This is a genomic window from Micropruina glycogenica (assembly GCF_900289045.1).
Lineage (GTDB): Bacteria > Actinomycetota > Actinomycetes > Propionibacteriales > Propionibacteriaceae > Micropruina > Micropruina glycogenica.
The window spans coordinates 3,137,023-3,162,997 of the sequence record NZ_LT985188.1; the positions used below are offsets into that span (position 1 = coordinate 3,137,023).

General features: G+C 69.8%; 22 protein-coding genes and 1 riboswitch. Of the genes, 11 read left to right on the top strand and 11 right to left on the bottom strand.

Annotated features, from left to right (window positions below; translation table 11 throughout):
• Position 1: 1 nt before the first annotated feature.
• Positions 2–1,003, bottom strand: coding sequence for a LacI family DNA-binding transcriptional regulator (locus MPLG2_RS14730; RefSeq protein WP_158681246.1), 1,002 nt, complete (start codon positions 1,001–1,003; stop codon positions 2–4).
• A 278-nt stretch (positions 1,004–1,281) separates the two neighbouring features.
• On the opposite strand from MPLG2_RS14730, the gene MPLG2_RS14735 reads away from it, so the two are divergent.
• Both MPLG2_RS14735 and MPLG2_RS14740 read left to right on the top strand, forming a co-directional pair.
• A complete protein-coding gene (locus MPLG2_RS14735) occupies positions 1,282–3,156 on the top strand; it encodes an amylo-alpha-1,6-glucosidase (protein WP_105186787.1) in 1,875 nt (624 codons plus the stop codon).
• A 10-nt stretch (positions 3,157–3,166) separates the two neighbouring features.
• Positions 3,167–3,949 (top strand): PIG-L deacetylase family protein, encoded by a 783-nt coding sequence (locus MPLG2_RS14740; RefSeq protein ID WP_105186788.1) that lies wholly within the window; start codon positions 3,167–3,169, stop codon positions 3,947–3,949.
• A gap of 130 nt (positions 3,950–4,079) precedes the next feature.
• Here the strand turns inward: MPLG2_RS14740 and ligD are convergent, their stop codons facing one another.
• A complete protein-coding gene (gene ligD, locus MPLG2_RS14745; RefSeq protein ID WP_105186789.1) occupies positions 4,080–5,003 on the bottom strand; it encodes a non-homologous end-joining DNA ligase in 924 nt (307 codons plus the stop codon).
• An 86-nt stretch (positions 5,004–5,089) separates the two neighbouring features.
• A complete protein-coding gene (locus MPLG2_RS14750) occupies positions 5,090–5,659 on the bottom strand; it encodes a DUF3090 domain-containing protein (RefSeq protein WP_105186790.1) in 570 nt (189 codons plus the stop codon).
• Between the two features lie 218 nt (positions 5,660–5,877).
• Between MPLG2_RS14750 and MPLG2_RS14755 the strand changes: the two genes are divergently transcribed.
• Entirely contained in the window at positions 5,878–6,528 is a 651-nt protein-coding gene (locus MPLG2_RS14755) for a DUF2461 domain-containing protein (RefSeq protein WP_197709963.1), read from the top strand.
• A gap of 216 nt (positions 6,529–6,744) precedes the next feature.
• Here MPLG2_RS14755 and MPLG2_RS14760 read toward each other — a convergent pair whose 3' ends face one another.
• The 3 genes from MPLG2_RS14760 to MPLG2_RS14770 are packed head-to-tail and all read right to left on the bottom strand — an operon-like array spanning position 6,745 to position 13,661.
• Positions 6,745–7,671: a transglutaminase family protein gene (locus tag MPLG2_RS14760; protein ID WP_158681247.1), complete on the bottom strand. Its 927-nt coding sequence runs from the start codon at positions 7,669–7,671 to the stop codon at positions 6,745–6,747.
• Complete coding sequence (locus MPLG2_RS14765) at positions 7,664–10,174, bottom strand: circularly permuted type 2 ATP-grasp protein (protein WP_105186793.1); 2,511 nt, start codon at positions 10,172–10,174, stop codon at positions 7,664–7,666. The genes MPLG2_RS14760 and MPLG2_RS14765 overlap by 8 nt, the downstream gene beginning before the upstream one ends.
• Before the next feature lie 37 nt (positions 10,175–10,211).
• Positions 10,212–13,661, bottom strand: coding sequence for a transglutaminase family protein (locus tag MPLG2_RS14770; protein ID WP_105186794.1), 3,450 nt, complete (start codon positions 13,659–13,661; stop codon positions 10,212–10,214).
• Between the two features lie 98 nt (positions 13,662–13,759).
• On the opposite strand from MPLG2_RS14770, the gene MPLG2_RS14775 reads away from it, so the two are divergent.
• Positions 13,760–14,842 carry a hypothetical protein gene (locus tag MPLG2_RS14775; RefSeq protein ID WP_105186795.1) on the top strand — a complete coding sequence of 361 codons (1,083 nt, stop codon included), beginning with the start codon at positions 13,760–13,762 and terminating at the stop codon, positions 14,840–14,842.
• Positions 14,843–14,870: 28 nt separating this feature from the next.
• Positions 14,871–15,647 (top strand): patatin-like phospholipase family protein, encoded by a 777-nt coding sequence (locus MPLG2_RS14780; protein ID WP_158681248.1) that lies wholly within the window; start codon positions 14,871–14,873, stop codon positions 15,645–15,647.
• Between the two features lie 255 nt (positions 15,648–15,902).
• On the opposite strand, the gene MPLG2_RS14785 is transcribed toward MPLG2_RS14780, so the two are convergent.
• Positions 15,903–16,748: a phosphatase PAP2 family protein gene (locus MPLG2_RS14785; protein WP_105186797.1), complete on the bottom strand. Its 846-nt coding sequence runs from the start codon at positions 16,746–16,748 to the stop codon at positions 15,903–15,905.
• Positions 16,749–16,877: 129 nt separating this feature from the next.
• Here MPLG2_RS14785 and MPLG2_RS14790 point away from each other — a divergent pair, with 129 nt between their 5' ends.
• Entirely contained in the window at positions 16,878–20,264 is a 3,387-nt protein-coding gene (locus MPLG2_RS14790; RefSeq protein ID WP_105186798.1) for a pyruvate carboxylase, read from the top strand.
• A gap of 129 nt (positions 20,265–20,393) precedes the next feature.
• On the opposite strand, the gene MPLG2_RS14795 is transcribed toward MPLG2_RS14790, so the two are convergent.
• Entirely contained in the window at positions 20,394–21,044 is a 651-nt protein-coding gene (locus tag MPLG2_RS14795) for a hypothetical protein (protein ID WP_105186799.1), read from the bottom strand.
• A 70-nt stretch (positions 21,045–21,114) separates the two neighbouring features.
• The gene (locus MPLG2_RS14800; RefSeq protein WP_158681249.1) at positions 21,115–21,726 is read right to left on the bottom strand and encodes a TetR/AcrR family transcriptional regulator; all 612 of its coding nucleotides are present in this window, start codon (positions 21,724–21,726) and stop codon (positions 21,115–21,117) included.
• A 70-nt stretch (positions 21,727–21,796) separates the two neighbouring features.
• Between MPLG2_RS14800 and MPLG2_RS14805 the strand changes: the two genes are divergently transcribed.
• The 4 genes from MPLG2_RS14805 (at position 21,797) to MPLG2_RS14820 (ending at position 24,517) form a co-directional block, all read left to right on the top strand.
• Entirely contained in the window at positions 21,797–22,699 is a 903-nt protein-coding gene (locus tag MPLG2_RS14805) for a homocysteine S-methyltransferase family protein (RefSeq protein WP_105186801.1), read from the top strand.
• Positions 22,700–22,789: 90 nt separating this feature from the next.
• A riboswitch (SAM riboswitch) is annotated at positions 22,790–22,871 on the top strand.
• A 124-nt stretch (positions 22,872–22,995) separates the two neighbouring features.
• Complete coding sequence (locus tag MPLG2_RS14810; RefSeq protein WP_105186802.1) at positions 22,996–23,490, top strand: cysteine dioxygenase; 495 nt, start codon at positions 22,996–22,998, stop codon at positions 23,488–23,490.
• Positions 23,491–23,889, top strand: a complete 399-nt coding sequence (locus MPLG2_RS14815) for a rhodanese-like domain-containing protein (RefSeq protein ID WP_105186803.1) — start codon at positions 23,491–23,493, stop codon at positions 23,887–23,889. It begins immediately after the preceding gene.
• Positions 23,890–24,112: 223 nt separating this feature from the next.
• Positions 24,113–24,517 carry an arsenate reductase ArsC gene (locus MPLG2_RS14820; RefSeq protein WP_105186804.1) on the top strand — a complete coding sequence of 135 codons (405 nt, stop codon included), beginning with the start codon at positions 24,113–24,115 and terminating at the stop codon, positions 24,515–24,517.
• Here the strand turns inward: MPLG2_RS14820 and MPLG2_RS14825 are convergent.
• A complete protein-coding gene (locus MPLG2_RS14825) occupies positions 24,500–24,853 on the bottom strand; it encodes a DMT family transporter (protein ID WP_105186805.1) in 354 nt (117 codons plus the stop codon). The genes MPLG2_RS14820 and MPLG2_RS14825 overlap by 18 nt on opposite strands.
• Positions 24,850–25,161: a DMT family transporter gene (locus MPLG2_RS14830; RefSeq protein ID WP_105186806.1), complete on the bottom strand. Its 312-nt coding sequence runs from the start codon at positions 25,159–25,161 to the stop codon at positions 24,850–24,852. Before MPLG2_RS14830 ends, MPLG2_RS14825 begins: the two co-directional genes overlap by 4 nt.
• A gap of 92 nt (positions 25,162–25,253) precedes the next feature.
• Here MPLG2_RS14830 and MPLG2_RS14835 point away from each other — a divergent pair, with 92 nt between their 5' ends.
• Positions 25,254–25,835, top strand: a complete 582-nt coding sequence (locus MPLG2_RS14835) for a TetR/AcrR family transcriptional regulator (RefSeq protein ID WP_105186807.1) — start codon at positions 25,254–25,256, stop codon at positions 25,833–25,835.
• Positions 25,836–25,975: the final 140 nt, after the last annotated feature.

The following is a 25,975-nucleotide window of genomic DNA, read 5'->3' on the forward strand; positions in this document are numbered from 1 at the left end:
GCTAGGCCGAATCGCGCACGACCAGCCGGCTGGGCAGAATCACCGGCGACTCGGGCTGGCGTCCGTTCAACTTCTCGAGCAGCATCTGGCCGGCGGTGCGGGCCAGCAGGTCGGGCCGGTTCTCCATCGTGGTGAGCTGCGGAATGCTCTGGGTGGCCACCAGCGAGTCGTCGAAGCCCACCAGCATCAGGTCGCCGGGCACGCGCCGTCCGAGGCGTTCGGCGGCGCGAATCGCGCCCGAAGCCATCAGGTCGGACGCCACGAAAAGCCCGTCGATCTCGGGGTGGTGGCTGAGCAGGTCGAAGGCGGCCGCCTCGCCGCCGGCGAAGGTGAAGTCGCCCTCGGCGGTCAGGTGGCCGCTGCGGCCGGCCTGGGCCATCGCCTGCTGAAAGCCGCGCAGGCGCTCGACGCCGGCGAACATGTCCATCGGGCCGGTCACCGTGCCGAGGGTCTGCGCACCCCGGCTGAGCAGGTGCCGGGTGGCGGTGGCGGCGGCCCGTGCGTGGTCGACGTCGACGTAGGCCAGCCCAGGCACGCCGGGGTTGCCCACGAACACCACCGGACGGTTCGAGTTGGCCACCGCCCGGGCGAAGTCGTAGCCGTGGTGCGAGATCACGATCGCGCCGTCGGCGTGATCGGACTGAAAGAACGCCAGCATCGGGTCGACGCCGTCGTGCGGGTGCGACATCGACAACAGCACGTGAATGCCGGTGTGCCGAAAGGCCTCCAGCGCGCCGTGGTAGGCCCGTGAGAAGAAGGGGTCCGAGAACACCCGCTCTTCGGTTTCGGGCACCAGCACCACCACGGCTCCGACGCGCCTGGTGACCAGAGCCCGAGCGGCCACGTTGGGCCGGTAACCGAGCATCGCCACGGCCTTGCGCACCGCCTCGGTGGCGGGCCGCGACACCGGCACGGCACCGTTGATCACCCGCGAAGCGGTGGCCCTCGAAACCCCGGCCGCGCGCGCCACGTCGTCCAGAGTGGGAGCAGTGCGTTCAGTCACCTGCATTCCCCCTCGTCGTCGTGCCATCGCCCACAGGGCACGCACAGCCTATCGGCACCCAAAGTGCTGCTTCGGCAGTGGTGCCGTGACTGCTGCGGTCCCTCTCGCATCGTGCCTGAAAGCGCTCTCAGCCGCAACGGGCTCGCCGCGGAATCATGTGCGCACCGATGCTGTGGACTGTGCGTAACTGCGGTTGGCGGGCGCAGCCAGCTATGGTGTTTCGCGCCGGTGCCGCTGTGCCATCTGGACGGCCGTCCCTTGACCGGAGGAGTGAAGCCGTGACCCTTCGCCAACCGTTCTTGCACGATCTCGCCGCGGTGCTCAGAGCGCCCACCCAGGTGTGGTCGGCGCCCAACGGCGATGTTGACGGCTCTGGTGTGCAGGGCGCTTTCTTCGGTGACCATCGGGTGCTGCGAGGGCTGGGCGTCGGCGTGCAGGACGCCGAGGGTGCCGTCGAACTCGCGTCCGCGGGAGCGTCGTTGCGACCTGACGGATCGGTCGACTTTCACACCGTCGTGCGCTGGCAGGACGGCACCGCCGACCCGCTCGGCGCGCTGACCCGCCACAGGGTGGCCCACCCCGGCGGGTTCGGCGAGCGCATCGTGATCTCCGCCTCGTTGCCGAGGCCTATCGAGGTGACCCTCACCGTCCGGCTGGTGCCCGACAACACCCCGCTGAACCTGATCAAGGCCGGCGTCGAGGCTGCTCGACCGGTGACGCTGCAGGGGAACGGCTGGACTTTCGGCGCGGGAGCGTCGGCCACGCTCGACGCGCCGGCGGCCACGATCGAGCACGACGAGGCGATCACCCTGCGCTGGCGGCTGACCCTGCCCGCGTTCGGGCAGGTGGCGGCGCAGTGGAGCCTGGCGCTCCGCGACCCGGCGACGCCGTTCGTGGGCAGTGCTGCCGCGCCACTGGCAGCGCCGGCGCTGACGAACGCGTCGTCGTCGTTGGCGAGGTTGGTCGCCCAGTCGCTGGCCGACCTCAGCAGCCTGCGGCTGTGCGAACGCACCGAGGCCGACCGCACATTCTTCGCCGCCGGCGCCCCGTGGTTTCTCACCCTGTTCGGCCGTGACTCGCTGATCGCGGCACGGCTGCTGCTGCCGGCCGACACCGAGATGGCGATCGGCACCCTGCGCACGCTGGCCGGCCGCCAGGGCACCGCCGTCGACGTCGATCGGGCCGAACAGCCGGGCAAGATCCTGCACGAGGTGCGGGCCGCCACGCTCGACTTGCAGCAGGGCACCGTGCTGCCGCCCGAGTACTACGGCACGGTCGACGCGACCCCGCTGTGGGTGCTGCTGTTGGCCGACGCGGTCGCGGCCGGCGTCGACCCGGTGGCCGAGGGTTTGATGGACGGCCTGCACGGCGCGTTGACCTGGCTGCGTGACCATTCCGACCCCGACGGCGACGGCTTCGCCGAGTACTACGACACCTCGGGGCACGGCCTGGCCAACCAGGGCTGGAAAGACTCGGGCGACTCGATCCGCTTCGCCGACGGACGGGTCGCCGACGGTCCGATCGCCCTGGTCGAGGTGCAGGGCTACTGCCACGCGGCGGCCATCGCGGGCGCCGACCTGCTCGAGCGGTTCGCCGACGACCCGGCCGGGGCCGCGTTCTGGCGTGACTGGGCGGCCCGGCTCAAGGCGCGGTTCCACGAACAGTTCTGGGTGTCGGACGCCCACGGCCGCTACCCCGCCCTGGCCCTCGATCGGCAGAAGAACGCGGTCACCGGCGTGGCGTCCAACATGGGTCACCTGCTGGGCACCGGCCTGCTGGACGCCGACCAGGAGGCCCTGGTGGTGAGCCGCCTGATGAGCCCCGAAATGTTCTCCGGCTACGGCATTCGCACCATGTCGACCGACAATGTGGCGTACTGGCCGACCCGTTACCACGTCGGTTCGGTCTGGACCCACGACACCGCGATGATCATCGACGGCATGTTGCGCGCCGGCTTCGACGCGCCGGCCCGCACGCTGGCCGAGGGCCTGCTGCGGGCGGCCGAGGGGTTCGACTACCGGCTGCCCGAATTGTTCGGCGGACAGAGCGCCGACGAGGTGTTTCCGCCGCTGCCCTACCCGGCCTCGTGCCGTCCACAGGCGTGGGCGGCGGCGTCGGGCATCACCGTGGCGAAGGCGCTGGGGGCGCTGTAGCTTTGCCCGCATGACCGAGTCGCCCAACACCGACAAGCCCAGCATCGAGAAGCCCAGCATCGAGAAGCTGCTCGACGACGACTTTCGCCGGGTGTTGTGCGTGGCCGCCCACCCCGACGACATGGAATACGGCAGTTCGGCCGCGGTGGCCGAGTGGACCGATCGCGGCGTCGAGGTGGCCTACCTGCTGCTCACCAAGGGCGAGGCGGGCATGCAGATTCCGCCGGACGAGTGTGCGCGCATCAGACGCGGCGAGCAAGAGCGCGCGTGCGAGCAGGTCGGGGTGGCCGAACTGACCATGCTCGATCACCCCGACGGCATGCTGGTGTACGGCCTCGACCTGCGTCGCGACATCGCCCGGGCCATTCGCGAGTTCAAGCCTGACGCGGTGCTCACCGGCAACTGGGATCTGGTCACGCCGTGGGGCCTGAACATGGCCGACCATCGGGTGGCGGGCGAGGTGACCGTCGACGCGATTCGCGACGCCGACAACACCTGGGTGTTCCCCGAGCTGGCCGCCGACGAGGGCCTGCCCAAGTGGGGCACCCGGTGGCTGCTGGTGAGCGGGCACCCCCAGCCCACGCACGGAATCTCGGTGTCGAACGCGTCCGTCGATCGGGCGGTCAAGTCGCTGGAGTGCCACGAGGAGTACCTGGCGGCCATTCCCGGGCACCCCAAGCCGGCGGAGTTCATTCCACAGATGCTGGCCGGTGGCGGCCAGGCGATGAGCACCGATCACGCGATGCTCGTGAGGGCCTTCGACCTGCGTGGACGACCGGCGGGCGCCGAGTAGGTCGCAACCCCCCGTCATCCCTAGGTTGGGCGCACATTGGGGACGGATCCGAACGCGCGCCACCGCGCAGCAAATCCCCTAGTCAGATGATTTGGCGCGAGTGAGGAACCGTCCCCAATACCCGCCGGGGCTAGTCGAGCCCGTCTCGATCGGCCCACTCCAGCAGGGTGTCGAGCCGGAAGGCCTGGTCGTCGATGCCCGCGTGCAGGTCGCCCAAGGCGGCGAACCGGGCCGGCACCGACGCAAGGGTGAAGTCGCGGGGGTCGAGGTCGTCGAGTTCGTCCCATTCGACGGGGGTCGACACGGTGCCGGTGGGGGTGCCGCGTACCGAATAGGCCGATGCGATGGTGTGGTCGCGGGCGTTCTGGTTGAAGTCGACGAAGATCTTCGCCGGATCGCGGTCTTTGCGCCACCACACGGTGGTGGCGTCGTCGATGCGTCGTTCGAGTTCTCTGGCGAAGGCGAGTGCGGCGCGGCGAACCTCGTGAAAACCCCACTCGGGCTCGATCCGCACGTAGATGTGAAACCCCTTGCCACCTGAGGTTTTTGGGTAGCCGGTGATGGCCAGCTCGGCCAGCACTTCGTGGGCCACCTGGGCCACCCGACGGACGGTGCCGAAGTCGGCCTCGGGCATCGGGTCGAGGTCGATGCGCCATTCGTCCGGCTGCTCGACGTGGCCGCGGCGGCTGTTCCAGGGGTGAAACTCGACCGTCGACATCTGCACGGCCCAGATCACCTGGGCGAGTTCGGTGACGCAGAGTTCGTCGGCGGTTCGGCCGAAGCGCGGGAACCACAACTCGACGGTCTGCACCCAGTCGGGAGCGCCGCCGGGCAGCCGCTTCTGGTGCACCTTGGGGCCGGCGAGCCCGTCGGGAAAGCGGTGCAGCATGCAGGGCCGGTTGCGCAGGGCGCGCACGATGCCGTCGCCGACGTTGAGGTAGTAGTCGACCAGATCGCGCTTGGTCCAGCCGGTTTCGGGAAAGTAGACCCGGTCGGGGTTGGTCACCCGCACCACCCGGTCGCCCACCGGAATCTCGACCGCAGGACTCGCCATGGGCCGACGCTACCCGGGCTCGACCCGTCCGCGCAGCACGGGCTGCCATCCCTCATGGCGCCAGAGCGACGCCGCCGGCGTGCGACTCAGTCGTCAACGGCCCCGGGTTGCGGGCAGACGTGGCCCTCGGGATTCATGGGGTAGCCGCACAACGGGCAACTGGGCCGGCCCGCGCCGACCACCTCGAGCGTGCGCTTTGCGAACGCGCGGGCCGTGCCGACCGGAATGCGCACCAGCAGGGCTTCGGAAGGCTCGACCTCGATCAGTTCCGAGCCGAGCTCGTTACCATCGACGTCGTCGACCTCGACCATGGCGTACGCCTCGATGACGATCTCGGCGGTGGTCGGGTCCCAGCCGAGGCCGATGGCGCCGGTGCGGAATTGGGTGTCGAGCGGCTGGTCGAGCGGGTCGTTGTCGACCAGCTCGATGGGCGTGGAGTCGGGAATTCTGAAGGGGTTGCTCTCGGTGGACTTCAGCTCGTCGAGCATCTCGTCGATCTTCTGGGCGAGCAGGGCGGACTGTTCCTTCTCGAGGGCGACGGTCACGAATCGAGCCTTGGTGCGGGCTTGAAGGTAGAACGCGCGCTCCCCTGGTCGCCCGACGGTTCCGACCACCAGTCGATCAGGCCACGAGAACTCATGGACGATTGTCGGCATGGGCACAGTCTAGAAGCCGAGTTCGTCCGGTGGCCGATCGCGGCGATCTCGCACTCATGGCGAAGACCGACCCCAATGAGTTGTGTCACCGCGCGGAATGACAGCCGTGTAAGTCATCCACCGGTTGTGGACAAGTCTGTGCAGACGGCTCCATTGGGCTTCTCGCTACGGGGAACGCCGCCATGACCTGGGCAGCAGCCTGGGTGCACAATGACGCCGTGACCACTGTTGGCATCCCGTTCGACGCCGTCGACTTCTACGCCGAGCTCGCCCTGAACAACAACCGGGGGTGGTGGGCCGCCAACGCCGAGCGCTACCGCACCTCGGTGAAGGCGCCGCTCACCCGACTGCTGGACGATCTCGCGCCCCGGTTCGGCGATGCGCACCTGTTTCGGCCCCACCGCGACGTGCGGTTCAGTGCCGACAAGCGTCCCTACAAGAGCGAGCAGGGCGGTCTGTGTCTGGCCGCGCCCGGCATGGGGCACTACCTGCGCATCAACGCGGACGGGCTGAGCGTGGGTGGCGGCTACTACCCGAGCGGACGCGACCAACTGGCCCGGCAGCGGGCCGCGATCGACTCCGCCGGTTCGGGCACCGAACTGGCCCAGATCGTCCAAGCCCTGACCGCGGACGGCTTCGAGGTGGGCGGCGACCAGGTGGCCACCCGCCCTCGCGGGGTGCCGGCCGACCACCCACGACTCGACCTGATGCGGCGGCAGAGCCTGGTGGTGCTCAAAAACGTCGGCGAACCGACCTGGCTGCCCACCGCCGACGTGGTCGAGCGCGTCGCCGAGCAGTGGGCGCGCATCACGCCACTCGTCGAGTGGCTGGTCACCAACGTTGGGCCCAGCCTGGAGCCGCGCCGCTGAGAGTGCCGGACGGTCTCGGGGCGTCCGTCATGCCGGGCTACTTTGGGAGATCCCGGCGTTCGCCGGGATGACGAACACCCCGTCATCGGCGAGGCCGTGCGATTGCGTCCGACTCGACACGGGTTCCCGCTCAGTGAGGCTGGAAGCGTTCCAAATCGGACGTCATCTCGCCACGCTAGTTGGCAGATCCCCGGCGTTCAACGGGACGACCATGGGTCAGGTCAGCGTGCCGTCGGCGTTCACCCGGAAGACGTCGACCTTCACCTCGAGCTTCGACTTCTTCGACTCGGTGTAGATCACGCCCTTCAGCGGTGACACGTCGCGAAAGTCGCGGCCCCACGCGGTGACGATGTAGCGCGAGTCGGCGAAGTGGTCGTTCGTGGGGTCGAGGTCGATCCACTCGCCGCCGGGCACCAGCACCGAGGTCCAGGCGTGCGAGGCGTCCGACCCCTCGAGCTTCGGCTGGCCGGGCGGGGGAGAGGTCTCGACGTACCCAGACACGTACCGGGCCGGCAGCCCGATCGAGCGCAGGCAGCCCACCGCGAGGTGCGCGAAGTCTTGGCAGACGCCGCGCCGCAGTTCGAGCAGTTCGGGCAGCGTGGTGCGCACCGAGGTGGCCCCGAGTTCGTACTTGAAGTCGCGGTAGATCGTCGAGTACAGCCCCACCAGCGCGTCGCCCAGCGGCCGGTCGGCCCACAGGATCTGCCGGGCGTAGGCCAGTACCTCGGGCCCCAGATCGACCAGATCGGACGGCAGCAGAAACTCCGCGTGCACCACGGCGTCGGCCTCGGCCTCGACCCGGGCCACCGCCTCGGCCACCGTGAACGCGTTCAGCGATTCGAGCACCGGGCGCGGCCAGGCCACGTCGACGAAGGCCGTCTTGCTCACCACCAGCTCGCGATGCGGGTCGCGAATCTCGACGTAGAAACTGTGATTGCCGAAGTGGTCGACGTGTTGGCTGATCACCTGCGGCTCGGGCGACACCGCCACCTCGTTGGTCACCACCTGCTGCGACCACGTTTCGAGCGGTCGCAGAAAGCCGCGTTCGTAGCACGCCTCGACGTCGTCGTCGTAGGTGTAGATGGTCGTGTGCCGCACCCGATACCGCCGGGGCGCGTAGTGGTCGGGCCGCACCTCAGTCACCATCGGTCACCTGCCACGGGTTGCCCCAGCCCGAGGTCTGCGCCCGGCGCGGCGCCTGACGCAAGAAGTGCCGCGCGGCCAGGTCGTCCGACAACCCGCGGAACTCCTGCTCCAAGGCGGCCAGCCGAACCGCCAGCCGATCGGGCCGCAGCAGGTCGGCGATGTCGACCTCGCCCAGTTCGTTCGACAGCCGCAGCGCCCGCGCGGCGGACGCCTCGTCGCCCAGCAGGCTGAGGTCGGCGGCCAGCGACTCGGCCTGGTACAGCACCGAACGCGGGTTCACCCGGTCGAGCAGCAGCAGGTCGACCGCCGACTCCAGCGCCACCGTGGGGCCGGTGCCAGCGGCCGCCCGCCGGCGGTGGGTGATGATCGACTCGCCCGCGCGCAGCACACCCTCGACCACCAGGTCGTCGACCTCGCGGCCCCGGTCGGCGGTCACCGTGCGGGCCAGCAGGGCCAGGGTCATCTGCGCGCGTTCCATGCGGCAGCCCGCGTCGAGAAACGCCCACGACTCGTCGCGCACCATGCTCTGCGCCATGATGCCGGCCAGCGCCAGCAGCGACTCGAGCACGTCTGCCAGCACCGGCTGCAGCTGGTCGTCGTCGTCGGGGGTCTCGGCCAGGGTCTGCTGCAGTCGTCCGATCACCGACCAGGTGTCGACGCTCAGCAGGTCGCGCACGTGCTGGGCGGCGTTGGTCACCTGGTTGGCGCAGTGCCGCACCGTGCCGGTGCGGGTGGCGTCCAACACGGCCCGGCGCAGGTAGGTCAGGGACGACTCGTCGTGCCTGATCGCACCGGTGACGGTCACCCAGGCGACGGCGTCGAGCAGAATCTCGGTGGCCCTCGCGCCGGGGGTGCCGGTGCGGCTGCTGTTGTCTTCGGCGAAGTCGTCGACCACCTTGAGCAGCCGGGCGGTGCCCTCGGCGCGTTCGGCGTAGCGGCCCATCCAGTACAGGTTGTCAGCCACGCGGGGCGACAGGCCGTAGGCCCGGGTGACCGGGGGCAGGCCGAGCCGGCGGGCGCGCCCGACGCTGGGCTGGTCGGCTTCGGAGCTGATCACCCAGACGTCCTTGGCGAGGGCGCCGGTGAAGTTCGAGACGGTGTACTCGCCGACCCGCGCGGCCACCCGGCCCAGGCCGCCGGGCAGGTAGTGGTAGTCGTCGTCGTGCGCCACCCCGAAGGTGCGCAGCACGAATCGGCGCGGCTCGAGCCCGCTGCGGGTGACCACCGGAGCGGTCGACAGCTGCATCGGCTCCTGCCCGCACCAGGCCCACGGCTCGGCGGCGATCGCGGCCGCCAGGTCGGCGCGTTCTGCGGCGGTGAGCAGCCAGCCGTACCGCAACGGCCCCGACGAGCGCGAGATCGGCTTGAGCACCAGATGGCCCAGGTTGGCCAGCACGTGCGATCGGGACGCGTCGTCGCCGCACCACCATGTCGGGGGCATGGGCAGCGCCAGGTCTTCGCCGAGCAGCGCGCGGGCCGCGGCGTTCAGGTGCGCCACCAGCCCCGGGTTCTCGAGCACCCCGGCACCCACCGGGTTCACCACGGCCACGTTGCGCGTGCGGGCCGCCTCGATCAGCCCGGGAATGCCCAGTTGCGAGTCGCCGCGCAGTTCGAGCGGGTCTGAGTAGGCGGCGTCCACCCGGCGCAGAATCACGTCGACCTCTTCGAGCCGGTCGCCGGCCCGAAGCCACACCTTGCCCTTCTGCATCACCAGGTCGTCGGCCTCGACCAGCGGAAAGCCCAGCAGGGTGGCCAGGTAGGCCTGTTCGAAGGCGGTCTCACTGCCCGGCCCGGGGGTGAGCAGCACCACCCGGGGCGGCTCGGTGGCCGTCGGCGACGCGTCTTGCAGCGAAGCCGAGAAGGTCTGAAAGAAGCCGCGCAGCCGGGCCAGGGGGGTCGATCGGTGCAGGCCGGCCATTACCCGCGAGATGATCCGCCGGGTGGCCATCGCATACCCGGGGCCGGACGGCGCCTGGGTGCGGTCTGAGATCACGGTCCACTGGCCGGTGGCGTCGCGGCCCAGGTCGGTGGCCGCCACCACCAGCTGGCGACGGCCGGGGGCGCCGATGCCGTCGGTCTGCCTGATGTAGCCGTCGTGGCCGAGGATGACCTCGGGCGGAATGACCCGGCGCCGCATCAGGTTGCGCTCGCCGTACACGTCGGTGAGCACCAGGTCGAGCAGGTTGGCGCGTCGCCGCAACCCGGTTTCCAGCGCCTGCCATTCGGCGGCGCCGATCAGCACCGGAATCGGGTCGATCGCCCAGTTGCGGCTACCGCGGCGTTCGGTGCCGTAGGTGACGCCCTCGTCGGACGCGAACGTGCGCGCCTCGGCCCGGGCCGCCTGCAGCCCGCCCATGCCCATCGCGTTGACCGCGGCACCGAGGGCCGCCTGGTCGCTGCGCAGGCCGTCGGAAGTGACCAGTTCGTCGACGGCGTCGGCGCCCAGCCGCGCGCGGTACTCGTCGAGTACCCCGGTTTCGATGCTCACCGCCGCAGACATGGCGCCACCTTACGGGGTCGGGTCGCCCGGCATGTCACTAGCCCAAATGCCCGGGGGAATAGCGCCTGAGATCGAGCGTGCAGGGGTATTCGGTGCCCATCGGCGAGAACACCGACTGCGCCGACGGCCAGCCGGCCACGTCGATCGGGCCGGGGGTGTGGCCCTGGTCGCTGAACCGCGAGGCGCGCCGCGACTCGGCCTCGACGGCGTTCACCGGGTAGGTGTCGTAGCTGCGTCCGCCCGGGTGGGTGACGTGGTAGGTGAACCCGCCCAGCGATCGGTTGTTCCAGGTGTCGACCAGGTCGAAGGTCAGCGGCGCGTGCACGCCCATGGTGGGGTGCAGCGCCGACCACGGCGCCCACGCCCGGTACCGCACGCCGCCGACGAACATGCCGGCCGCGGCAGGGGCGTCGTCCGAGCCGAGGGCCGTGCCCCAGCCGCCGTTGGCGACCGCGGTGAGCGGCACCGGCACGCCGTTGCAGGTCACCACGTGCCGGCCTTCGATCAGGCCCGAGACGGCGAGTTGGACGCGTTCGACCGAGCTGTCGACGTAGCGGGCGGTGCCGCCGCTGGTGGCCTCCTCGCCCAGCACGTGCCAGGGCTCGATGGCCTGCCGCAGTTCGAGGTGGACGCCCGCGAGCCGGGTTTCGCCCAGCCGCGGGAAGCGGAACTCGAGGAACGGATCGAACCAGGCGGCGTCGAACCGGCTGCCCGGAGCCACCTGGTCGAGCCACTCGTTGACGTCGGCGACCACCTCGCGCAGGTCGGCGGCGGCGAACGCCGGCAGCAGGAAGCGGTCGTGCAGGCGGGTGCCCCAGCGAATCAGCGGGCCGAGGTAGGGGCGCTGCCAGAACATCGCCACCAGGCAACGCACCAGCAGGGCCTGCACCAGCGCCATCTGGGCGTGTGGGGGCATCTCGAAACCGCGCAGCTCCAGCAGGCCCAGCCGGCCTCGCTGCGAATCGGGCGAGTACAGCTTGTCGATGCAGAACTCAGACCGGTGGGTGTTGCCGGTCAGGTCGGTGAGCAGGTGGCGCAGCAGCCGGTCGGTGTTCCAGGGCAGCGGCGGCAGGTCGTCGTGCTCGGGCTTGAACGACTCGGCGTCGGCGGTCACCCGGTCGAGCTCGGCGAAGGCGATCTCGAGTTCGTAGAGGGTTTCGTGGCGCCCCTCGTCCACCCGCGGCGCCTGGGAGGTCGGGCCGATGAACCGGCCCGAGAACACGTACGACAAGGCCGGATGATGCTGCCAGTAGGTGATCAGCGAGCGCAGCAGGTCGGGCCGGCGCAGCAACGGCGAGTCGGTGGGCGTGGCGCCGCCCAGCGTGAAGTGGTTGCCGCCGCCGGTGCCGGTGTGGGTGCCGTCGAGGTCGAACTTCTCGGTGGCCAGCCGGGTGCGCCGGGCGTCGTCGTACAGCGACAGGGTGAGGTCGCGCTGTTCGGGCCAGCTCGACGTGGGTTGTGTGTTCACCTCAATCACGCCCGGGTCGGGGGTCACCGAGATGGTCTTGGTGCGCAGGTCGAACGGCAGCGGGTAGCCCTCGAGCACCACCGGCAACTCGACCGCCGCGGCCGCCCCCTCGACCACGCTGAGCAGTTCGAGGGCGTCCTCGAGCTTGGTCAACGGCGGCAGAAACACGTGCAGCAGGCCGTCGCGCTCTTCGACGCAGAGGGCGGTGCGCGGCGCATCCTCGATGTCGTGCACGACCGCCGCGGGTGCCTCGCCGTCGACGATGATCGGCAGCAGCCCGGTCATCTCGAGCGGGGAGCGTTCGATGTCGTCGGGCGCCTCGGCCCAGGCCAGGGACGACAGCGGCAGCCGGAATCCCATCGGCGAGGTGCCGGGGGTGAGGAACAAGTGCCGGCGGCGGGTGCGCCAGCGCGCCGTGCCCCACTGCTGCTCGTCGACCAACCGGAACAGCGGCACGACCCAGCCGCGGGCAGTGCCCCGGGTGGCGTCGATGCGGTCGATCTCGGCGGCGCGGGCGGCCTCGTCGGCCATCGCCGGGTCGTCGGGGTCGAGGTCGTCCGGACGCCTGCCCTCGGGCAGTTGAGCCTCGCCCATCAGCTCGACCAGCGGGTCTTCGTAGCCGGGCAGCACGTGGCCGATCGGCACGCCGAGCCCACCGGCGATGTACACCGCCAGGTCGCGGGCCGCGGTCTGCGCCTCGAGCGAACCGGGTTTGACCGCCGGTTCGTCCCAGGGGTTGGCCAGCAGCGTGCGGTCCTCCCAGATCGCCAGGCCGTCGGTGCGCCAGGTGATCGCGATGTTCCAGCGCGGCAGGTCTTCGCCGGGGTACCACTTGCCCTGGCCGTGGTGGACGACCCCGCCCGGCGCCCAGCGCTGCTCGAGCCGGGCCGCCAGGGCCTGGGCCAGCGCCCGCTTCTCGGGGCCGTCGGCGGCGCCCTCCCACTGCGGCGTGGCGGTGTCGTCGGCCGAGACGAAGGTCGGCTCGCCGCCCATGGTCAGGCGCACGTCGCCAGCGGTCAGCAGCTCGTCCACCCGCTGGCCGAGGGCGTCGACGGCGGCCCATTGGGTCTCGGTGTAGGGCTTGGTGACGCGGGGGTCCTCGTGCACCCGGCGCACGGTGTTGCTGAAGCTCATGGTCACCGACACCGGTGCGGTCGAGCCCGTGATCGGTGCCGCGGACGACGGGTGCGGGGTCGCCGACAAGGGAATATGGCCCTCGCCCGCGAACAGTCCCGAGGTGGGGTCGAGGCCGATCCAGCCCGCGCCGGGCACGAACACCTCGGCCCAGGCGTGCAGGTCGGTGAAGTCTTCGGCCGGGCCGCTGGGGCCGTCCAACTCTTCGACGTCTGAGCGCAGTTGCACCAGGTAGCCCGACACGAACCGCGCCGCCAGGCCGGCCTCGCGCAGCACCGACACCAGCACCCACGCCGAGTCGCGGCACGAGCCGAGCGCGTTGGCCAGGGTGGTGTCGGGGGTCTGCACGCCCGGTTCGAGCCGCACGGTGTAGGCGATGTCGGCCTGCAGGGCGGTGTTCACGGCGACCAGGAAGTCGACCATGCGGGGCCGGTCGTCGCCGGTCAGCCCGGCGTAGGCGTCGGTGATGTGCCGCTGCACCCACTCGCGCACCAGCGGGCCCGGGCCGGTGCCGCCCTCGTCGACCCGACGCAGGTAGGGCTCGAGGTCGGCGCGCAGGGCGTCGGGGTATTCGAAGGGGAAGCGCTCGGCGTAGGGCTCGAGAAAGAAGTCGAACGGGTTGATCACCGTCATGTCGGCCACCACGTCGACAGTGATGTCGAGTTCTTTCACCGGCTCGGGAAACACCAGCCGGGCCAGGTAGTTGCCGAACGGGTCCTGCTGCCAGTTGATGAAGTGGTTGCGTGGGCTCACCGTCAGCGAGTAGGCCGCGATGGGCGTGCGCGAGTGCGGCGCCGGCCGCAGCCGAACCGTGTGCGGAAACACCTCCACCGGTTCGGCGAAGGTGTACGTCGTGCGGTGTTCGAGCGCTACCCGGATCGTCACTCGAGTGAATCTAGTGGCCGAAACCGGCCCCGACATCAGGTTGGCCGGCACCGAAACGTCACTGAAACGCAGGTTGGCACACTCGGTAGCCTGTCCCGGTGGTGAATGACGATTCCGCGCCCTCCGACGCCCAGCCCGACCCGGTCGATCCGGACGGCGCGACAGGCCAGGCCGAACCGCCCGAGGCCACCGAAACCTCGACCCGGGCGGCGCTGCGCCGTCCACGGCTGTTGTGGATCGCCGCCGCCGTGCTGGTCGTGCTCGCCCTGATCGGCAGCATCGCGTGGGCGTTGCGGCCGCAGCCGGCGCAGAACGGCATCTCGTCGGCCACGCCGCAGCAGGCCGTCCGCGGCTTCTTGGACGCCCTGGCCGGCAGCGACGCCGACCGGGCTTTGCAGTTCGCGCTGACCAAGCCCACCGACACCGCGCTGCTCACCCGGGCGGTGCTCGAGTCGTCCAACAAGACCGGGCCGCTCACCGTGGTGAACGTGCCCGAGGTGGGCGGCAGCGGCACGGTGCAGGTGCCGGCCGAGGTCAGCATCGGCGACCACCGAGCCACCATCACCTTCTCAGTCGCCCAGACTGATGCCGGCTGGCGGCTGCAGCAGGTCACCTCGACGATCGACCCCGGCGCGTTGCCGGCCACGCTGGGGCCGACGCTGAACGGCCAGCCGCTCACCAACACCGCACACATCGAGGTCTTTCCGGGGTCGTACACCTTCGGTGAAGACGTCGACGAGATCACGCTGGCCGATCGACCAGTGCTTGTGGCGGCGGTGGGCGACGACGTCAAGGCCGGGCTCGAGCCCACGTTGACCAGCAAGGGTGTGAAGGCTGCGAACGCCATCGCCGAGAAGGCGGTCAAGGCGTGCCTGGCCAAGCGCGACCCGAGCCCGCAGGGGTGCCCCAACAGCGTCACGGTGGCCGTGGGGCAGAAGCTCGACACCAAGTCGATCAAGTGGAACCTGGTGGGCAACCCCTGGAAGAACGCCACCTACACGTTGGACGTGGCCGACCCCACCCAGGCGCGGGGCGCCACCACGCTGAACTTCAGGTTTCGCTGCACGCTCACCCAGAACGGCGAGAAGTACATGGTCGATCAGAAGAACGAGGTGTCCGTGCGCTACATGCTGACCGTCACCGACCCCAGCGTGTCCGTTGTCTGGCAGCGCATCGCCTGACCTCGGGGCTGAGCCCCGCCGTGCGGTGGTGCTGGGTGGTGGAGGGCTCACCGGCATCGGCTGGACGGCGGCAGTGCTGGGCGAACTTCCACCGGTGCTGCCCGGGGCCGACCGGGTGATCGGAACCTCTGCCGGCGCGCTGTTGGCGGCGCGGTTGCTGAACGGCGGCGACCCTGCGGGCCTGCGTGGGTTCACCACTGAGTTGGCAGCGGCACGGCTTCGTCCGGCTGCCGTGGGCCGATTGTTGGCCGCCCAGGTCTGGCCCAGCCGCCGGCACGCGTTGCAGTGGCTGGGGCGGCGGTCCTCCGGGCCCACCGCGGTCAGCGAGGCTGCTTTCGTCGACCTGGTGGCACGGGCCATCGGCTATGTCGACTGGCCCCCGGCGCTGATCGTGGTGGCGGTGGATGCCCGCGCGGGCCGTCCGGCGTACTTCACGCCGCGCTCGGACGTTCCGCTGGCGCTGGCGGTCGCCGCGAGTTGCGCGATGCCCGGGGTGCTGCCCCCGGTGCACATCGAGGGGCGGGCGTTTCTGGACGGCGGACTGCGCTCCCCGGCCAACGCCGACCTGGCCAGCGGTTGCGACCGGGTGCTGGTGCTCGCCCCGCAGGGCCGCTCGGCGCGGGTGGTGCGTCGTCCCGAACATCAGGCGGCGAAGCTGCGCGACGCGGGCAGCGAGGCCGTGCTGCTGCAGGCAGGCATCGCAAGCCACTCGTCGATGTCGGCCGCAGCACTGCCAGCTGCCCGCGAGCGGGGCCAGCAGCAGGGTCGCGCAGCCCGCGACGCCGTCCAACACCTGTGGCGGTAGTTGGGGACGGTTCCTATCTCGCGCCAAAGGGTTGGCTGGCGGTAGTTGGGGACGGTCCTATCTCGCGCCAGGGCTCCACGGTCATCGCAGCGGGCGCCTGGATGTCGTGGGCGCGTGGGCTCAACAGGTTCTCGGCGGGCGGATTCGTCTCAAGGCAAGCCTGGAATGACGGGTGAGTCACCTTTGCGCTGGGACGGCGGGTGGCGCGAGTTGGGAACCGTCCCCATCTTGCGCCGGGACGGCGGGTGGCGCGAGTTAGGAACCGTCCCCATCTTGCGCCAGGGCTCGTTCAGATCGTTTCCCGTGCCGCGGCAGGGCGTGCGATTGATGATCGGTCAGCCACAAACGGTGCGCGGTGATCACCACGGCCAGCCAGGCCAGCCCCAGGCACCAGGCGGCCAGCACGTCGGTGAGCCAGTGATGGCCGAGATACACCCGCGACAACCCCATCGAGATCGTGTACACGGCGCCCATGGTGATGGTGGACACCCGGGCCAGGGTGTTGGTGAGGTGCGACACCAGCAGGTAGCAGAACATGCCGGTGATCACGATCGAGTTGAGCGTGTGCCCCGACGGAAACGACGCCGAGGTTTCATACGGCGGCACGGCCAGCTCGTACGGCGGACGTGCCCGGTCGGTCAGCCGCTTGCCCACCACGGTCATCGCCAGCGATCCGCCGACGGCGATGAGCATCAGCACCAGCGGCGTCCAACGGCGCCACCTCAGGCACACCGCGGCGATGGCGACGCCGGTGATGATAGTCATCCATAACGCGCCGCCCGAGTTGCTGAACGCGGCCACGAAGGTGGTGAACCCCGGTGTGCGCGAGGCCACCATGGCCTGCAGCACCGGCTCGTCCAACTGGGTGATGCCGTGCCCCGAGGTGACGGACTCATAGATCTCGCCCGCCAGCATGGTGGCCCCTACCGCGAGCACCGCGGCGACGCCGAGCAGGGTCAGCGCCGCCAGGTCGGTGTTGCGCAGCCGATCGGCCAACGCGGTGAACACCTCGCGCAGCCAGCGGCCGGGGCGGCTGCGCCACTGGGTCAGGTCGCGCGAGCCGATGGTCTTCTCGTCGGGCGACGGGCGCAGTGCGTGCATCGATCCAGTCTCTCAGCAGTTCCGGTGTGCACGGCAAGGCGTTACGCGCGAACGGCGATTGTGTCAGGCTGGTCGCGAGTGGCCAATGAAGGCCACCGCTGGCGAGGGCCGTCCGTAATGAGGAGGGGCATGTTCCGCAAGATCCTGGTCGCCAATCGTGGTGAGATCGCCGTACGCGCGTTTCGCGCCGCCACCGAATTGGGCGTCGGCACGGTGGCCGTCTTTCCCTACGAAGACCGCTTCGCCGAGTACCGGCTGAAGGCCGACGAGAGCTACCAGATCGGCGAGGTCGGCCACCCGGTGCGCGCCTACCTCGACGTGGACGGCATCATTCACGCCGCGCTCGAGGCCGAGGCCGACGCGATCTACCCCGGTTACGGCTTTCTGAGCGAGAACCCCGACCTGGCGCAGGCCTGTGAAGAGCACGGCATCACCTTCGTCGGCCCCGACCACACGATTCTCGAACTGACCGGTGACAAGGCCGCCGCCATCGCCGCCGCGCGCGCGGCCGGACTGCCCACGCTGAAGGGCAGCGACCCCTCGGACGACCCCGACACCCTGATCGCCGCCGCCGAAGAGATCGGCTTCCCGGTCTTCGTCAAGGCCGTCTCGGGCGGTGGTGGACGCGGCATGCGCCGGGTCGAGAACGCCGAGGCCCTGCCGGCGGCGCTGGCCGAGGCGATGCGCGAGGCCAAGGCCGCGTTCGGCGACTCGCGCATGTACCTCGAAGAAGCGGTGGTCGGCCCCCGGCACATCGAGGTGCAGATCCTCGCCGACACCCAGGGCAACGTGATTCACCTGTACGAGCGCGACTGTTCGGTGCAGCGGCGGCACCAGAAGGTGGTCGAACTGGCCCCGGCGCCCAACCTCGACCCGGCGCTGCGCGACGCGATCTGTGCCGACGCGGTGAAGTTCGCCCTCAGCATCGGTTACAAAAACGCGGGCACGGTCGAGTTTCTGCTCGGCGGCGACGGACGCTACGTCTTCATCGAGATGAACCCCCGCATTCAGGTCGAACACACCGTCACCGAAGAGGTCACCGACGTCGATCTGGTCAGCTCCCAGTTGCGCATCGCCGCCGGTGAGTCGCTGGCCGACCTGGGCCTGACACAGGACGGCATTCACGTGCGCGGCCAGGCCCTGCAGTGCCGGGTGACCACCGAAGACCCCTCCAACGGCTTCAGGCCCGACACCGGACGGCTCTCGGTGTACCGAACCCCGGGCGGGGCCGGCGTGCGGCTCGACGGCGGCGTGGTGTTCGCCGGCGCCGAGGTGAGCGCCCACTTCGACTCGATGCTGGTGAAGCTGACCTGCCGCGGCCGTGACCTGGCCAGCGCCGCCCGACGGGCCTACCGGGCGCTCACCGAGTTTCGTATTCGGGGGGTGTCGACCAACATTCCGTTCTTGGAGGCGGTGATCACCGACCCCGATTTCTTGGCCGGACGGGCCACCACGTCGTTCATCGACGAACGGCCGCACCTGCTCAACCACCGGCTGCCCGGCGACCGTGGCACCAAACTGCTGACTTATCTGGCCGGGGTGTCGGTGAACCGGCCCAACGGCGAGCCGCGCACCACCCTGATCGCCCGCACCAAGCTGCCGGCGCTCAGCCGGGGCGAGTTGAACGCCCCGCCGCCGCCGGGGTCGAAGCAACTGCTGATCGCGGACGGGCCGGAGCGGTTCGCGCAGGCGCTGCGCAACCAGACCGCCGTCGCGGTGACCGACACCACGTTTCGCGACGCCCACCAGAGCCTGCTGGCCACGCGGGTGCGCACCCGTGACCTGCTGCACGTGGCGCCCTACATCGCCCGCATGCTGCCCGGGTTGTTCTCGATGGAGTCGTGGGGCGGCGCCACCTACGACGTCACGCTGCGCTTCTTGAAGGAAGACCCGTGGGCACGGCTGGCGGCGTTCGCCGAAGCCATGCCCAACATTCCGCAACAGATGCTGCTGCGCGGCCGCAACACCGTGGGCTACACCCCCTACCCGCTGAAGGTGACCCGCGCCTTCGTGCACGAGGCGGCCCGCACCGGCTGCGACATCTTTCGCATCTTCGACGCGCTCAACAACATCGACCAGATCAAGCCGGCCATCGAGGCCGTGCGCGAAACCGACCACGGGGTCGCCGAGACGGCGATCTGCTACACCGGCAACCTGACCAGCCCCGCCGAGACGCTCTACACCCTCGACTACTACCTGCGTTTCGCCGAGCAGTTGGTTCACGCCGGGGCGCACATTCTGGCGATCAAAGACATGGCCGGGCTGTTGCGGGCACCGGCGGCGGCGATTCTGGTGACGGCGCTGCGTGAGCGGTTCGACCTGCCGGTGCACCTGCACACCCACGACACCGCGGGGGGCCAGTTGGCCACGCTGCTGTCGGCCATCAACGCCGGTGTGGACGCCGTCGACGTCGCCTCCGCCGCCTGGGCCGGCACCACGTCGCAGGTGTCGATGTCCGCGCTGATCGCGGCCACCGACGACACCGAACGGGCCACCGGGTTGTCGCTCAAGGCCGCCACCGACCTGGAGCCGTACTTCGAGGCCGTCCGGCTGCTGTACGCGCCGTTCGAGTCGGGGCTGCCCGGCCCGACCGGACGCGTCTACAACCACGAGATTCCCGGCGGCCAGTTGTCGAACCTGCGTCAGCAGGCCATCGCGCTGGGCCTGGGGCATCGGTTCGAAGACATCGAGAACATGTACGCCGCGGCCAACCGCATTCTGGGCAACATCGTCAAGGTGACGCCGAGTTCGAAGGTGGTGGGCGACCTGGCCCTGGCCCTGGTGGGCGCCAACGCCGACCCCGCCGACTTCGAGGCCAATCCCGGCCGTTACGACATTCCGGCCTCGGTCATCGGGTTCTTGGGCGGCGAACTGGGCGACCCGCCCGGCGGCTGGCCCGAGCCGTTCCGCACCAAAGCCCTTGCCGGACGCACGATCAAGCCGGTCGAGACCGAACTGACCGCCGAGCAGGAGCAGGCCTTGGCCGACGACCCGCGGCGCACCCTCAACCGGCTGCTGTTTCCGGGCCCGGCCCGTGACTACGAAGACGCGGTAGACGAGTTCTCTGAGTTGTCGGTGCTGGCCACCCGCGAGTTTCTGCACGGGCTCGACGTTCACCAAGAGCACGAGGTCGAGATCGAGCGGGGCAAGAAGCTGCTGCTCGGGTTGGAGGCGATCGGCGAGCCCGACGAGCGCGGTTTCCGTCAGGTGGTCTGTTCGATCAACGGCCAGATTCGCATCGTGTCGGTGCGTGACTTCTCGGCCGAGTCGCACGTGGTGACGCGTGAGCGGGCTGACACCAGCAAGCCCGGCCAGGTGCCGGCGCCGTTCGCCGGGGTGGTGACCCTGACCGTCGAGGTGGGCGACGAGGTGCAGGCGGGCCAGCCGGTGGCGACCATCGAGGCGATGAAGATGGAGGCGGCCATCACCGCACCCGTCGCGGGCACGATCGAGCGCGTCGCGATCGGCCACGCGCAGGCCGTCGAGGGTGGCGACCTGCTGGTGGTGATCGCCTGATTGCCGGTTGAGCTCGTCGAAACCGGGTCTCGACACGCTCGACCAGCGGTTCGGGTGAGGTGTCGGTGAGTGGAGATCCCGGCGTCCGCGGGGGTGACGAAGTCGGCCAGCGGCGAGTCTGCGCGCTGCTCAGAACAGCGTGATGCCCGCCCGGGCGACCTTGAAGCCGTGCTTGCTGACCAGGCTGGCGCAGGTCATGCCCGAGCGTTCGCTGCGGCAGATGTAGTCGCCGTGCCGCAACGCCTTGTCGTACGGCAGGGTGGCCAGCGTCTGGCCGTCATACTTCACGAACGGAAACCCCGTGCCCTTCTGCCACGCCACCTGCGTGCTGCCCTTGACCGGCATTGTGGACGGGTCGCCGCTGCAGAACCAGCTCGCCCCGTCTGTGGTGACATTCACGCCCGTCACGTCGAGCTGCTCCTCTGGGCAGATCTGCTCGGTGGTCGGCTGCTGACCTTTGTAGCCGTCGAACGGAATGTGGCACAACGCGTAGTCGGCCGCCATGCCGCACCAGATGCCACCCGAGGGCGAAGCGAAGTCGACCTGGGTGAACTTGACCACGTTCAAGGCGCCGGTGGTCGACGGCACGGCCGGTGTGGACGGGTTCGACGGCGGCGACACCGGGGTCTCGGACGACGACGAAGAGGGGCTGGTCGACGCCGCCGGGGGCCTGTTGTCGGGTGGAATCGTGCGTACGCTCGGCGTTGGCCTCGAAGTGCCGGCGCAGCCGCTGACCAGCACGACCAGCACGACCAGCACGACCATCAGTCGGCGACGCATGGCGCTCCCTTCATCGGGTGTCGAGAGCATCGTGTCACCGGTCGGGCCGTTGCGCACTTGTCGCGGCCGATCAGGCGGCCCCCTGTACCAGCAGCACCTCGAACAACCGCCGAAGGGCGCCGAGCTGCCGGCGCATGTGGCCGGGGTCGCCGGTGGCCCGGCACAGAATGAACGCGCCCTCGAAGGTGACGAACACGTGGTCGGCCAGGGCTTCGGCGTCCAGGTCGGAATCGGGCGGCAGTGCCGCCCGCAGCAGGTCGGCGATGGCCTCGCGCCAGGCCACGATGGCGGCGGTGATCTGGCTGGACGTGCCACGATCGACCAGTTCGCGCTCGGTGAGCACCGACACGTACAGGCAGCTCGACTGCGCCGACATCAGGTCGTCGGCTCCCTCTTCGAACACCCGGACGAACTCGATCACCCGTTCGGCCGGGTCGTCGGTGTCGGCGACGACCTGAGCGATCGCGGCGTACAGATGGGTGATGTCGGCCGCCGCGTAGCGCTCGACCAGCGCGCGGGCCAAGTCGTCTTTGCTGGCGAAGTGGTGAAAGAACGACCCTTTGCTGGTGCGCGATTCGGCGATCACCCGGTCGACTGACGTGGCGGCGTAGCCGTTGTCGATCACCAGGCGTTCGGCAGCGTCGAGGATGCGTTCTCGGGTGGGGGCTCCATTGCGTGGCACAGAACCCTTGTTACCAGACCGATCAGTCTGATACAACTAGACCAATCAGTCTGGAAAGAGGAGGTACGCGATGCTTGACCTGACCGGCTACGTCACTGACGGTGGCCTCGAGACCGACCTGATCTTTCACCACGGCGTCGACCTGCCCGAGTTCGCCGCGTTCCCGCTGTTGGACGACCCCGACGGCCGCGCCCTGCTGCGCGCCTACTACGACGGCTACGCGCGCGTGGCCGCCGAGGCCGGCGCTGGGCTGCTGCTCGAGAGCCCGACCTGGCGGGCCAACACCGACTGGGGTGCGCTGGTGGGCTACGACCAGGCGGCGCTCGACCGGGTGAACACGGCGGCCGTGCAGTTTCTGCGCGAGATCGCGAACGAGTGGCGCGATCGCGTGCCGCACGTGCTGGTCGTGGGCATGGTGGGGCCTCGCGGCGACGGATACCTGGCCAGTGACGCCGAGCCGTCCGAAGCAGCGGCGTACCACCTGCCGCAGGTGCGGTCGCTGGCCGACGGCGGGGCGGACCTGATCACCGCCTACACCCTCACCGGAATCGGCGAGGCGGCCGGGGTTGCGCTCGCCGCTCGCGAAGTGGGTCTGCCGGTCGGCATCGGGTTCACCGTCGAGACCGATGGACGGCTGCCCGACGGCACCCCACTGGCCGACGCCATCGCCGCTGTCGACGCGGTCTGCCCGCCGACCCACTACGCGGTGAACTGCGCCCACCCCACGCACATCGAGCCCGGTCTGGCCGACGCGCCGACGCAGTTGCAGCGCATCGCGGTGGTGCGGGCGAACGCGTCCCAACTCAGCCACGCCGAGCTCGACGAGGCCGACGAGCTCGACGACGGCGACCCGGTGGCGTTGGCGGCCGCCGTGACGCGACTGCGTGACCGGCTGCCGGGGCTGCGGGTGATCGGCGGCTGCTGCGGTACGGACGTTCGCCACATCGCGGCCATGTGGGGCCTGTCGGCCTGATTCGAGCGTCCCCCGCATTGGCACTACTATTCCCATCGGATTTATAGGGATTGCTCGCGGACGGCGCTCCCGTCCGCTAGCGTCGCAATCGACCCATCCAGAGCGGCCGAGAGATCTGGCTCACCGACGCCGCAGCAACCCGTCAGGGTGCTCCCGCCAGAAACGATGGAGGTAGGCCATGATCATCGATCCCTTCGGTCGGCTCGTCCGGCGATTTCGTCGTGGCTGGTGTTGTCGTCTCTGACGCAGCACACCGCCAACGACCCGCCCAAACCTCGTTCGACCAGGAGAAACCCATGACCATCACTGCGCCCACGCCTGCCCTGAACCGTTCTCGAACCCCTGATCCCTCTCTCGTCGCCCTGCTGCAACGCGTGGTCGACGACTGCGATCGGTGGCTGCCGCTTGTTCGGTTCGACACCGACGAGCGCTACTGGGTGCGCCTCGACGTGCCTGAAGACGTGGACCTGTGGCTGCTCACCTGGACCACCGCCCAGGGCACCGAACTGCATGATCACGGCGACTCCGAGGCCGCCTTCGCGGTGATCAGCGGCGTGCTGAGCGAGACCAGGGTGCGCGACGACGAACTGGTGGTGCTTGAGCGGCGGCCCGGTGCGGTGGTGTCTGTGCTGCCCGGCGAGCTGCACGACGTGCGCAACGAGCTGCCCGAGCCGGCGATCAGCATTCACGCCTACTCGCCCCGGTTGGCGACGATGACGTTCTACAGTTTCGGCGACGGACGAGCCACGCCGGTGCGTACCGTGCATGGCGACGTACCGGAGGTCGACTGAGTGCCCGACATCGCGAGCGTGGTGGCGCAGGCCCGTGCGGGGATCGTCCGGGTCACGGCTGACGAGCTGGCCGCACGGCTGGCGGCGGGCGCGTGGGTGATCGACATCCGTCCGGTCGACCGGCGCGAGGCCGCCGGCCACATTCCAGGGGCGGTGGTGGTCGATCGCCTGGTGCTCGAGTGGCGACTCGACCCGACGTCTGCCCACCGCATGCGACCCGGCCCCGCGCTCACCGACGAGGTCTACGTCGTCTGCAACGAGGGCTACTCGTCGAGCCTGGCCGCGCGCGATCTGAGTGCGCTCGGGTTCACCCGGGCAGGCGACCTGATCGACGGGTTCGACGGCTGGCGCGGGGCCGGCCTACCGGTGGTGGCCGAGCCGACCCGGTACGTGCGCTGAGTGCCCTGGTCGCTGGTGACCCCGACCCGGCCTGGACGTCATCCCGACGAGCGCGGGGGTCTCGCGACTGTTGGTGGTCGCGTCGGGAGATCCCGGGGCAAGCCCGGGATGACGGTGGTCGATTGACGGCCAACTGACAGGTCTTCGTAACCCGCAATTAACCTGCGAGTGCGAGAGTTCGAACCCAGGCTGCCCACAGTCACGGCTGTACAAGGAGGTTCAGATGGCTGCTCGTCACGTGTTGTTCGTCTGCACGCACAACGCCGGCCGATCGCAAATGGCCGCGGCGTTGCTCGCGCACCTCGGTGGCCCTTCGTTCGTCGTCGATTCCGCCGGCACGGCACCGGCCGACGCGCTCAACCCCGCGGTGGTGGCGGCGATGCTCGAGGTGGGCATCGACCTGCGCGACAATGAGCCCACCCTGCTGACCCCCGAGGCGTTGCATGAGGCCGACCTGGTGATCACCCTCGGCGTCGACAGCGCCGAGCTGCCCGGCAGCCACTACATCGACTGGGACTTTCCCGATCCGGCGGGTAGCCGGCTCGAGACCGTGCGGCCGATCAGGGACGCCATCAAAGCGCGCGTGCTGGCGTTGATCGGCGAGCTGAACTCACCGGCCGCGGCCTGAGGAGGGCTGCACGGCGCGCTTGCTATCGCCGGACAGTTTGAGCCCCACCATGGCGGCGACGAGCACGAACAACAGCGCCGCCCGCACCGGCCCGAGCGGGTCGTCGAATGCCACCACGCCGACGATCACGGTGCCGACGGCGCCGATGCCCGTCCAGATCGCGTAGGCCAGGCCCAGCGGAATCGTCCTGATCGCCTTCGCCAGGCACTCGAAGCTGACGATCGCGCAACCCAGAAACAGCCACAGGTACTGCGGATCGTGCTGCTCGAGCTTCAGCCCGGTGGTCATGCCGATCTCGAAGACGCCGGCCAGCAACAACCACAACCAGGCGCTCATGCCAGCACCTTCAGCCCCACGATGGCCAGCAGCACCACGCCGAGCAGGCCCAGCGTCGCGGGCTTGAGCCGCTCGCCGAACGCCAACGCACCGACCAGCACGGTGCCGATGGCGCCGATGCCCGTCCAGACCGCGTAAGCCGTGCCCAGGGGAATGCTCTGCAGCGCTTGGGAAAGAAGCGTGAAGCTGATGCCGGCGCAGATCAGAAACGGCACGATGAACCCCTTGCTGCGCTCCTCGAGCTTGAGGCAGGTGGTGAAACCCACCTCGAACAGACCGGCGAACACCAGGGTGAGCCAGGGATCCATGCCGCCTCCCTATTTCGCACAAATGGGCTAAAACCTTTGTAGCACGATCGTGCGATCTAGGCAAGATCGCACGGTCGTGCTACAACTGGGGAATGCCCAGAGTGGTCGATCACGAGCAACGTCGCGCCGAGCTGATCGACGTCGTGTGGCAGTTGATCGTCGAGGACGGCCTGCCGGGCATCACGATTCGGCGAGTGGCCGAGCGCAGCGGCTGGAGCAGCGGTGCGGTGCGGCACTACCTGCCGACCCGCGAGGCGATGCTCGACGCGGCCGCCGCCCAGGTCGGCGCCGCGATCGAGCAGCGGGTACGCGCCGTGCCCACCGACTCGACCCCCCGCCAGGCACTGGTGGGGGTACTGGCCGCGGTGCTGCCCGACGACGAACGCATGCGGCAGGCGTCCAGGGTGTGGCTGGCGTTCGTGGGGCAATCCGCCAGTGACCGCGACCTCGCCGAGCGGCAGGGCATCGTGTACAGCGACCTCAACGAGTTGCTGGTGCGGTTGCTCGACTGGGCCGGCACCGAAGGACGAGCAGTCGCCGCAGGGCCTGTCGCCTCTGCGACCCAGCTACAAGCCCTCGTGGACGGGCTGACCGTGCACGTGCTGCTCGATCAGGTGAGCGTCGAGAGCGCCCGGCAGGTGCTGCAGAATGCGGTGGACGCGGTGCTCGGCTGACTACCTCTGATCGTCATTCCAGCGGACGCACCCAGGCCGTCATTCCGGCGAACGCCGGAATCTCTGAGGCGTCGAGCGAGTCGTCAGGTTACGGAGAGCTCGTGTGGAGAGAGATCCCGGCGTCCGCCGGGATGAGGGGG